This is a genomic window from Actinocorallia libanotica (assembly GCF_039525175.1).
Lineage (GTDB): Bacteria > Actinomycetota > Actinomycetes > Streptosporangiales > Streptosporangiaceae > Actinocorallia > Actinocorallia libanotica.
Map to the genome: position 1 here is coordinate 71,939 of NZ_BAAAHH010000035.1, position 10,424 is coordinate 82,362.

Annotated in this window: 7 protein-coding genes; 1 reads left to right on the plus strand and 6 read right to left on the minus strand. The window is 73.6% G+C overall.

Going from position 1 to position 10,424, the window contains the following annotated elements; all coding sequences use genetic code 11:
* Positions 1-116: 116 nt before the first annotated feature.
* The 3 genes from ABD140_RS31710 to ABD140_RS31720 all read right to left on the minus strand — a co-directional run bounded on the left by ABD140_RS31710 (position 117) and on the right by ABD140_RS31720 (position 5,109).
* Positions 117-248: a SapB/AmfS family lanthipeptide gene (locus tag ABD140_RS31710; protein WP_344245084.1), complete on the minus strand. Its 132-nt coding sequence runs from the start codon at positions 246-248 to the stop codon at positions 117-119.
* Positions 249-317: 69 nt separating this feature from the next.
* Entirely contained in the window at positions 318-2,906 is a 2,589-nt protein-coding gene (lanKC, locus tag ABD140_RS31715; RefSeq protein ID WP_344245086.1) for a class III lanthionine synthetase LanKC, read from the minus strand.
* A gap of 124 nt (positions 2,907-3,030) precedes the next feature.
* Positions 3,031-5,109 carry a beta-glucosidase family protein gene (locus tag ABD140_RS31720; RefSeq protein WP_344245088.1) on the minus strand — a complete coding sequence of 693 codons (2,079 nt, stop codon included), beginning with the start codon at positions 5,107-5,109 and terminating at the stop codon, positions 3,031-3,033.
* A 91-nt stretch (positions 5,110-5,200) separates the two neighbouring features.
* On the opposite strand from ABD140_RS31720, the gene ABD140_RS31725 reads away from it, so the two are divergent.
* Positions 5,201-6,610, plus strand: a complete 1,410-nt coding sequence (locus ABD140_RS31725) for a 3' terminal RNA ribose 2'-O-methyltransferase Hen1 (protein ID WP_344245090.1) — start codon at positions 5,201-5,203, stop codon at positions 6,608-6,610.
* Here ABD140_RS31725 and ABD140_RS31730 read toward each other — a convergent pair.
* From ABD140_RS31730 to ABD140_RS31740, 3 genes are all read right to left on the minus strand, one after another.
* Positions 6,594-7,409, minus strand: a complete 816-nt coding sequence (locus ABD140_RS31730) for an SAM-dependent methyltransferase (RefSeq protein WP_344245092.1) — start codon at positions 7,407-7,409, stop codon at positions 6,594-6,596. The two genes, ABD140_RS31725 and ABD140_RS31730, sit on opposite strands and share 17 nt — an antisense overlap.
* Before the next feature lie 8 nt (positions 7,410-7,417).
* Positions 7,418-7,852: an acyl-CoA thioesterase gene (locus tag ABD140_RS31735; protein WP_344245094.1), complete on the minus strand. Its 435-nt coding sequence runs from the start codon at positions 7,850-7,852 to the stop codon at positions 7,418-7,420.
* On the minus strand, positions 7,852-10,424 hold a 2,573-nt coding region (locus tag ABD140_RS31740), incomplete at its 5' end, for an SDR family NAD(P)-dependent oxidoreductase (RefSeq protein ID WP_344245096.1). The genes ABD140_RS31735 and ABD140_RS31740, both read right to left, overlap by 1 nt.

The following is a 10,424-nucleotide window of genomic DNA, read 5'->3' on the forward strand; positions in this document are numbered from 1 at the left end:
CCGGCGCGCACAGAGGGGCTCCGGGCGGTGCCCGAAGGCATCGCCCGGAGCCGTCTCACCTGTACCGCCGGTTCAGCGGCCGGACATCAGGGGGGCACGTGTCCGGCCTCGGTCGGTCAGTGGCAGAGCAGCAGGCTCAGGTTGCTGGGCTTGGCCGAGGCGCAGCCCAGGACGGTGAGCGTGCTGCCGCCACCGCCGTGGCCGCCGCCGCCGGGGGTCTCCAGGGTCTGCAGGTCGAGCAGCGTCATGTGTCTTTTCCTTTTCTGTGTTCTCTGCATCGGGATGGGGGGTCTCGGCCGTTCAGCCGCGTTCGAGGGTCATGCCGCGCCTCCTGTCGGGGGGTCGAAGGGGGGAGCCGCTGGGTGCTTCCGGTCCGCGGTACCGGGCGGCTGCGTCAGGGGGAGGAAGCAGGGTGCCGCGCCGAGCGCGTGGCCCAGGGCGAACAGGACCCCGGCCGTGCCGGTCGCGAAGTCCATCGACAACCGCAGGAGCCGGTCGCCGGGGAAGGCGGTCGCGCCGTCGTGGACCAGCGCGTGCCAGCGCAGTCCGGCGACGAGGTCCGGCAGGTCGGGGTCGCCGGGGGGCAGCGCGGCGATGAGGCCGGCGCGGCCGTTGAACAGGCCGGGCTGGACGAAGAACCGCGCCCCGGCGACGGCGCGCAGCCCGGCGAGGGACTCGGCGAGTTCCGGATCGTCGCGGTGCGCCAGGTAGCGGGACAGGACGGGGACGATGCCCGCCGACCCCTCCTCCAGGTAGGGCAGGCGGCGCCAGCCCTGGTCGACCTGCAGCGACCCGTCCGGGCCGCGCCTGCAGCGCCGCAGGTCCTGGGCGAGGGCGTCGCGGGCCAGGTCCAGCAGCGCGGTGTCGCCGTCGAGTTCGTAGGCGTGCAGGAACAGCAGCGCCACTCCGGAGGAGCCGTGCATCAGCCCGGCCCTGGGGTGTTCGCCGCCGCTGATTTCGGGGACGTCGGCGGGTCCGCCGATCCGCTCGGCGCAGGCGCGGACGAGTTCGCGGGCCGGGTCGGTGAGCCCGAGCCCGAGCAGGCCCAGCGCCAGCCCGGACAGGCCCGAGTACAGGCTCAGGCCCAGGTCCCGGCAGTCCCCTTCCAGGCAGCGGGCGGCCAGCTCCAGCGCGTCGTCCCGGCGGCCGAGGCGGTCCAGCACGTGGGCGACGCCGATCACCCCGTCGTACAGGCCCGGCCCGATGCCGGGCCGCAGCGCGCGCTCCAGCAGCCAGTCCTCGTACCGGGGGAACCGGCCCGCGCCGGTCTCGTACAGGGCCAGCAGGACGCCCGCCGCGCCGGTGGCGATGTTCACCGCGCCGCCGCCCCGGAACTGGGCGACGTCGCCGGGGAACAGCCGGTCGTCGCGTTCGGGGGTGGCCGAGGCCAGGATCGCGCGGTGCAGTTCGCCGCGCAGCTCCGGCCACGCCGCGGCGCCCTCCCGCGCCACCCGGTCCAGGGCGGTGGGCGCCGCCGCGCGGAGGGCGTCGCGACCGGACGTTGCGGTCAGGACCTCCAGGGCGTCCTCGATGAGGCGGGGCGGGACGGGGAAGGTCTCGATGATCAGCGCGGCCAGCCGCGCGGCCTTGCCCGGGTCCAGCGGGAGGGAGATCGTCACCTGCGGGGCGAACAGCCCCAGGACCAGGCAGGCCAGGGCGTAGCGGTCGGCCTCGACGCCGCTCCGGTCGGCCGGGGCGAGGAAGGCGGGGTGGGCCAGCGCGGGGCGGGCGTCGTCGGCGGCGAGGGAGGCGACCTCGAAGTCGATCAGGACCGGCCGGCCCTCGGCGGTCACCAGGACGTTCTCCGGGTGCAGGTCGCCGAAGACCACGCCGCGTGCGTGCAGGGCGGCCACCGCCTGTTCGACCTTCGGCAGGATCTCGCACGCCCAGGCGGTGTACTCGGCCAGGGCCGCGGGCTCGGGGCGGGCGGTGGACAGCGGGTAGCGGTTCACCAGCATGCGCTGGAGCGGCTCGCCGTCGATGAACTCGGTGACGAGGAACTCGTGCCCGCCGAGGACGAAGTGGTCGACCAGCTCCGGGACCGCCTCCAGTCCGGCGAGGCGGCGCAGGACGTCGCGCTCGTGCCGGGAGCGGGCGACCGCGTCCCTGCCCATGGCGTCGAGACCGGCGTGGGGGCGTGCCTCCTTGAGGATGACGCGCCGCCCGTCGCGGTCGTGGCCGAAGTAGACGCCGCCGCCGTTGGAGAACTGGACGACGTTCTCGATCTCGTAGGGGAGGCCGGTGACGGTGACGGCGTTGCGGGCTTCCAGGTGGGGTTCGAGGAACGCGGGCAGGCGGATCCACGGCGGGACGGAGAAGGCCACGCCCCGCACGTCGGGGACGAGTTCCCCTTCGCCGTTCTCCAGGGCCAGGACGCGTTCGCCGCGCTCGTCCAGGCAGCGGCGCTCGGCGAAGGCCCCGTACCTGACGTGGAGCGGGCCCGTCCCGTAGCGCAGGTCGCTGAGGACGTAGGGCCCCTCGATCCCGTCGAGCAGCTCGTCGAGCTCCTTCAGGGCGACTTCGAGCTCGGCCTCGTCCCGCGGGTAGACGGTGATGAACTTCCCGCTGGAGGCGCGGTCGGCGGTCTTGGAGTTCTGCGCGAGCAGGGCGGGGGCGCCGCGCAGGTGCTTGAAGGCGATCCGCCGTGCGACGCAGTGGTCCCAGACGAGGTCCAGCGCGCGGACCGCGTCCTCCTGCCGCGCCGAGACGTGGATCTTCCAGCCCTGGGCCGGCGGGAGGTCGGCGGCGGCGGGCGCGTAGTAGACCCAGGTGTCGGTGGTGTGGCGCAGCCAGCCGTCCGGCGCGGGGCCGGTCGTCCTGGCGTAGTCCGAGCCCCGGAGCGCCGCAGAGGTGAGCCGGTCGTAGAAGACCGGGTCCATCTGGCAGTAGAACTCGTAGCCGTCCACGTTTCCCTCTCGCTCGCCCGCTGGGAACGAGAATTCAGGAAATCTGTGGATACTCCTAGTTGTGAGTCGTCACCTTTCGCGATGGGTGATGCACGGGTGGGCTGTGCGTTCCGCACCGGACGTATCAGCGGCACGCCTTGGCGGACAGGGGCAACTGCCTGCTGGAGGCGCCGACCTCGACGGTGTGGCAGCCGCGGACGGTCTTCCAGCCGTTCTTCCAGACGGAGAAGGAGCGCTTGTCGAGCACGAAGGTGACCCGCTTGGAGCGGCCGGGCTGCAGCTTCACCTTCTTGAAGCCCTTCAGCTGGCGCGGAGGCTCACCGGCGCCGCGCGGGAAGGTGAGGTACAGCTGCGGAACGGCCGAACCGACGCGGCCCCCGGTGTTCGTCACGGTCACCTGAACGCGGTTGCCCGACACCTTCAGCCCGCTGTACTTGAACTTCGTGTAGGAGAGCCCGTGCCCGAACGGGTAGGCGACCGGGAGCTTGCGGGCGTTGTAGCGGCGGTAGCCGACCTGGAGGCGCTCGGTGTAGCGGACGGTGCCGCCCTTGGCCGTCTTCACGCCGGTGAGGGGGAAGGTGACGGGCAGGCGCCCGCCGGGCTCGGCGTCGCCGTACAGGACGCGCGCGATGGCCGTGCCGCCGCGCTCGCCGGGGTACCAGGCCTGCACCAGGCCCGCGGTCCTGTTCCGCCACGGGGTGAGGACGGGTCCGCCGGTCTGCATGACGACGACGGTGTTGCGGTTGGCGGCGGCGACCCTGCGGATCAGGGCGTCCTGGTCCTCGCGGTCGGGCGCGCCGCACTTGAGGGAGAGGCACTTGAGGTCCTCGGCCTCCTCCCGCGCGTCCGAGACCACCACGACCGCCACGTCGGCGCGGCGGGCGGCGGTGGAGGCCGCGGCGAGGCTGGAGCCGTCGGTGTAGGTGACGGAGCCGCCCGCGCGGGCGCGGATGCCCTCCAGCGCGGTGATGGGGTTGCGCGGGGTGACCTTGGAAGAGCCCTCGCCGCTGATGTAGTCGTCGGCCGACGATCCGATGACGGCGACGCTCGCCCCGCCCTTGAGCGGCAGGACGCCGTTGTTGCGCAGCAGGGTGATGCCGTTCTCGGCGACGGCCTGCGCGGTCCGGTTGTTGGCCGCGACGTCGATGGTCTGCGGCCGGTCGCGGTACCGGGCGCGGTCGAACGCGCCGTGGGCGAAGAGGGTGCGCAGGTAGGCGCGCACCCGCTTGTCGATCTGCTTCCGGGTGATCTTCTTCTCGCGCAGCGCCTCGTTGAGCCGGTTCTTGCCGTAGACGAGGCCGACGGGCATCTCCACGTCCATTCCGGCGTGCACGGAACCCGCGGTGTTCTTCGCGCCGACCAGCCAGTCGGAGGCGACGAACCCCTGGAAGCCCCACGAGCCACGCAGGACGCCGCCCAGGAACGTGCCGCTGGAGCAGGACGGCTTGCCGTTCACCCGGTTGTAGCCGCACATGACGGCGGCGGCGCGGCCGCCGCGGACCGCCGCCTCGAACGGCGGCAGGTAGATCTCGCGCATCGTCCGGGAGTCGATGACCGCGTTCACCTGGTAGCGGTCGGTCTCCTGGTTGTTGGCCGGGTAGTGCTTGACCATCGACATGACGCCCTGCTTCTGCGCCGCCCTGATCCAGGAGGCGCCGAGGCTTCCGGTCAGGTACGGGTCCTCGCCGTAGGACTCGTACCCCCGTCCGGCGGTGGGGAGGCGCAGGATGTCCAGGGCGGGGCCGAGGACGATGTCATTGCCCCGGCGTTTGCCCTCGTCGCCGACGAGCCGGCCGTACCGTGCGGCGTCGGCGGCGGAGAAGCCCGCGCCGAGCGCGATCGGGGCGGGCATCGCGGTGCCCGGGCCCTGCCGGATCCCGGCGGGCCCGCCTCCGGCCATGAGCACGGTCGGGACGCCGAGCCGGGGGACGCCCCGGACGGTGCCCTCGTGGGAGTCGGGGTTCTTCTCCGTCGACAGCGGCCCCAGGGCGTCGTCCCCGGCCATCAGGTCGAGCTTCTCGTCCAGGGTCAGCGCCTTCACCAGCAGCCCGGCGCGCCGGTCCGGCGGCAGGTCGCGGTCGCACCACGGGCGCGTCGACACGCTCCCGCAGGGGCCGGGAGCGGCGGCCGAGGACCCCGCCACGCTGAGCAGGGGCAGGCCCAGGACGGCGACGAGGGCGGCGGCTGTGCTTCTGGAGATCACAGGCGGCATTCTCGTGTGTGTTGTTACTCGCCAGGAACCCCGAGATGAATAACGAATCGTGCATTTCTCTGATTCGGGGGAGACTGGCGGAGTGCTGCTGACGATCACGATGACTTCGGACGAGAGCGTTCCCGCGACGGACCTGGGCTTCCTGCTGCACAAGCATCCCGACCGGGTGCAGGTGTTCGAGCAGTCCTTCGGCACCGCGCACGTGTTCTATCCCGAGGCGTCTCCGGCGCGCTGCACCGCCGCGCTGCTGCTGGAGGTCGATCCGATCGGCCTCCAGCGCAGCCGCGGCAGGAACAGCCCGGACTTCTCCCTGAGCCAGTACGTCAACGACCGCCCGTACGCGGCGTCCTCACTGCTGGCGTCGGCGATGAACGCGGTGTTCCGCACCGCGATGCGCGGGCGCTGCCCCTCCCGCCAGGACCTCGCCGACGGGGGCGTCCCGCTGGAGCTGTCGCTGCCCGCGCTGCCCTGCCGGGGCGGTGCCGCCTACGCCAGGCGGCTGTTCGAGCCGCTCGGCTGGGAGGTCGCCGCCGAGGCCGTGCCGCTGGACGAGCGCTTCCCCCAGTGGGGCGACTCCCGGTACGTCACGCTGACCCTGCGCGGGACGGCGCGGCTCGCCGACGCGCTCAACCAGGTGTACGTGCTGCTGCCGGTGCTCGACCAGGCCAAGCACTACTGGCTCGCCCCCGACGAGGTCGACAAGCTGATCCGCGCGGGTTCCGGCTGGCTGGCCGACCACCCCGAGCGGGCCGGGATCACCCGCCGCTACCTGGGCAACCGGCACGGGCTGGTGCGCGCCGCCCTCGGCCGGCTGGCCGACGCCGAGGGACTGCCCGAGGACGCGCTCGAACTGCCCGAGGTGAACCGGACGGAAGAGGAGCACGAGCGCAGGGTCCCGCTGAACGAGCGGCGGCTGGAGGCCGTCACCGCGGTGCTGAAGAAGGAGGAGGCGCGCTCGGTCCTGGACCTGGGCTGCGGCCAGGGCAAGCTGCTCGCCCGCCTGCTGCGCGACCCGTCCTTCGCCCGCGTCGCCGGTGTGGACGTCTCGCACACGGCCGTCACCATCGCCCGGCGCAGGCTGAAGGTCGACCGCATGCCGTCCGCGCAGGCCGCGCGCCTGGAGCTGTTCCAGGGCGCGCTGACCTACCTGGACGACAGGTTCCGCGGCTACGACGCCGCCGTGCTGATGGAGGTCATCGAGCACGTCGACCTCCCCCGCCTGCCCGCGCTGGCCCGCGTGGTCTTCGGCCACGCCAGGCCCCGCACGGTCGTGGTGACCACGCCCAACGTGGAGCACAACGTGCGCTACGAGGGCCTGACGGGGATGCGGCACGCCGACCACCGCTTCGAGTGGACCCGGGCGCAGTTCCGCGAGTGGGCCGAGGAGGTCTGCGCCCGGTACGGCTACCAGGTCCGCTACGAGCCGGTGGGCGAGGACGACCCGGAGGTCGGCCCGCCCACCCAGATGGGCGTCTTCACCGCCGTGCGGTGAACAGGAAGTTGCGCGGGAACCCCTCCACCTCGCGGGGGAGGGGCTCCCACGGCCAGCGCCCGAAGGACGCGCCGGGCTCGCCGGGGCACTTCACCTCGACGGGAGTCCAGCCGCACTCGGCCAGGAAGTCCTCCGGCCGGTCGGTGCCGAACAGCCAGGGGCAGCCGTCCTCGGTGAGTTTGCGCAGCCCCTCGCGGGAGAACTCGCTGACCATCGACTGGTGGCTCAGCAGGTCCCCGGCCAGGACGTCGCCCGGCGCGGCGAGCTCGGCCACCCTGCCCACCAGGGCGCGGGCTTCGGCCTCCGGCAGGTAGAACAGCAGCCCCTCGGCGATCCACAGCGTGGACGCGCCGGGGTTCCACCCGGCCGCCCGCAGCGCGGACGGCCAGTCGCCGGTCAGGTCCGCCGGGACGGACGCGCGCTCGCAGCCGTGCCGGGCGCCGAGCCCGGCCAGCTCCTTCTCCTTGGCCTCCAGCAGCGCGGGCCGGTCCACCTCGTAGACGGCCGTGCCGGGCCGCCACGGCATCCGCGCCGTGCGGGTGTCGAGTCCGGCCGCCAGCAGGACGACCTGGCCGGACGCCCCGGCCACCGCCTCGTCGAGGTAGCGGGTGCGGATCGCGATGAACTCCTTGACACCCGGGTTGCCGTAGCGCTCCAGGAGCCGGAAGCCATCCTCACCGGCCAGGTCGGCGGCGTACGGGTCGGTGAACAGCGCGTCCGGCAGCCCGGACTCGTGCGCCCGCACGGCCGCCGTCCAGCGGGCGGTGGCCGCGACCGCCTCTTCCTTGCGTTCCGTCATGGTCTCTCCTAACGGCTCTGGACCTGGGAAAGGACGCGCCGCATCGACTCGGGGAAGCGGGCGGGGACGAGATGGCCGTTGGCGTCGGTGGTGACGCAGGCGATCCGCTGCTCCCCGGTGGCGACGAGCTCCTCGCCGCCGCCGGGGAGCTGCCGCCAGTACTCGAAGGTCATCACCGACTGGGTCTGGCCCAGCTCGCCCTGGCGCATCCGCACCACGACCTCGTCGAACACCCGCAGCTCGCGCAGGTAGTCGCAGTGGCAGCTGACGGTCAGCAGCCGCACCCCGCCGGCGAACCCGGCGACCACGTCGGGCGTGTAGTCCCGCAGGAACAGCTCGCGGGCGCGGCCCTGCCACCGGATGTAGTTGACGTAGTTGACGTTGCCGAGGAGGTCGGTGTCCTCGATGGTGACGATGTGCCGGTACTCGTAGGCGTCGCCCATCAGCGGGTCTGCCCTTCGGCCGGGCCCTCGGAGGTGAGGACGGCCAGCACGACGGGCTCGGCGACGTCCCGCAGCCGGGTGGCGAAGGTGAGGACGCGCTGCTCGCCGCAGCGCAGCCCGGCCCAGCCGCCCTCGTGCACCGAGTCGAAGACGACCGGGGTCTCCACCGGCAGCCCGGCCTTGACCACGCACTCCCCGGCCGACCACACGCGGGTGGCGGCGGTGTCGAGGCTCTCGTCGGCCTCCTCGGCGATCGTCTCGGCGAGGGCGAGCCGGTCGGGGCCGAGCAGGCTCGCCCAGTCCCGGCTCTCGACGAGCTCCAGGTCGACGCCCGGGACGGCCGCCGCGACGGTGATCCCGGCCCGGTGCGACACCGAGACCGTCCGGCCGGAGTCCACCTCGGGCCTGCCGTCGGGCCGCCAGGAGACGCCGGTGCCCGCGCCCAGCAGCCGCTTGAGCATCAGCTCGCTGGCCGCGCGCCGCTCGATCCCCTCGGGGTCGCGGTCGAGCATGATCCGGCCGGCCAGGCCCTGGTCGATGAGCGCCTGCTCCAGGTAGGAGCCGAGCAGCATCGGCACCCACACCGCGGGGACCTCGTACTTGCTGACGAGCTGGGTGGTGAAGCCCTCCCAGGTCTCGATGACCCGGCCGTCGCGGCCGGTGACCTCCACGTCCCATTCCTCGTCGTCGAACCGGTGCCGCACGTGGACGGTGGCCGGGGCGGAGCCGGTCGCCGGGCCGGGCACCAGCCGCCTGATCCCCGCGGGGATCGCCAGGACGGTCGGGCCGCACGTCTGGATCGGCTGCATGTAGGCGTCGCGCGCCGCCGGGTCGCCCAGCAGCAGCGTGGACGGCAGGTAGCGGCCGAACCACGGGGCGCCGGTGCCGGGCAGCAGCCGGCTCGTCGCGAGCTGCGCGCCGGTGCGGTGCACGCTCTGCACCAGCTTGAACCGCGGCCCGTGGAAGAGCATCGGCCCGTACAGGTCGGTGGCCGGTTCGAACGCCATCGCCGGGAGGTCGGCGTCGGCCGGGTCGGCGAACCCGAGCGGCCGCAGCCCGGTGCCGTTGAAGTCGCACACGGCCCGGTAGTGGTCGAGCTGGAAGCGGGTGGCGCTGGAGCGCACGACCGTGGTGACGCGGCCGGGCGCGGTGACCAGGGCGGCGACCCGCAGCGTGACCTTCTCGTCCTCGCCGAGGACCACGGCGCGCAGGAACTCGACGTCCTCCAGGACCGGGACGGCGTCGGTGCCCAGGACGCCGACCGCGGCCTGCGTCATCGCCTCGATGCCCACGGTGCCCGGAAGCACCGCGTTGGTGCCGCCGCTGAAGACGTGCTCGGCGAGGTAGGGGTCGTTGGCCCAGCTGAGCTCGGAGTCGGCGACCAGCTCGATGCCGGGGTAGAACACCCGCGGCTGCTCCAGGAAGCGCAGCAGCGGCAGCTCGTCGGAGCCGAACCGCACGGTCGGCATCTGCCCGAACCGGCCGGTGACGACGGAGACGACCGGCGCGTCCGGGTCGGCGACCAGGCCGCGCAGCATGCGTACGCCCTGGTCGGGGGTGATGGTGTGGACGCCGACGCGCGAGAGGTTCTCCACCGAGCCGAGCCGCTCGCCCATGCCGACGCCCGACCACAGCGACCACTCCACGGCGCGGCAGCGGGTGTGCGGCAGGCGGGCCGCCAGCTCCTGGACGAGGTCGCTCTGCCACTCGTTGGCGACGGCGTAGTGCGCCTCGCCGCGCAGACCGGCGCGGCCGGTGATGCTGCCGAAGGTGACGAGCAGCTTGAGCGCGTCGTGGTCGACGGAGTTCAGGACGGCTTCCAGGCCGGTGACCTTCGGATCGATGGTCCGCCGGTAGTCGTCGTCGGTGAGCTCCTCCAGCAGCTTCGGCACGTTGCCGCCCGCCCCGTACAGCACGGCGGTGACCTTGCCGAGGGACTCGCCGATCTCCTGGACGGTCGCGGCGACGGCGGCGCGGTCGGTGACGTCGACGCGGAAGTAGCGCGCGGTCACCCCGGCGGCCGTCATGCGGGCCAGGTTGGCGGCGAGCTCGTCGTCGGAGGCGGGGTCGGAGCGGCCGAGCAGAGCGAGGGCGGTGCCGCTCTCGCGGGCCAGCTCCAGCGCGCACTCGGCGGTGATGCCCTTGCCGCCGCCCGCCACCAGCATGACGTCCTCGGAGCCGACCGGCAGGTCCGTTCCGGCGAGCGCGACCTGCTGGAGGACGGGCTCGGTGCGGGTGCCGTCGGCGGCGTAGGCGGCCTCGCGGAACCCGTCGGTCGCCACGGCCTCGGCGACGATCCGCGCGATCTGCCCGTCCTGCGCCGGGTCGGCCGTGATGACGGCCGTGGCGACCCAGGGGGCCTCCAGGTGCAGGGTCTTGCCGAACCCGGCGGACCCCGGACCCTCCTGGACGATCACGCAGCGCGTCACCTCCTTGCCCGCCAGCACCGCGGCGGCGGTCTCGCGCAGCAGGTCCAGCCGCTCGGGACCGGCGGCGGGCACCACGGCGACCACGCCGGAGCCGCAGTCGGCGGCCTCCAGCGCCCCCGCCAGCGCCCGGCCGGCCCGGGGCG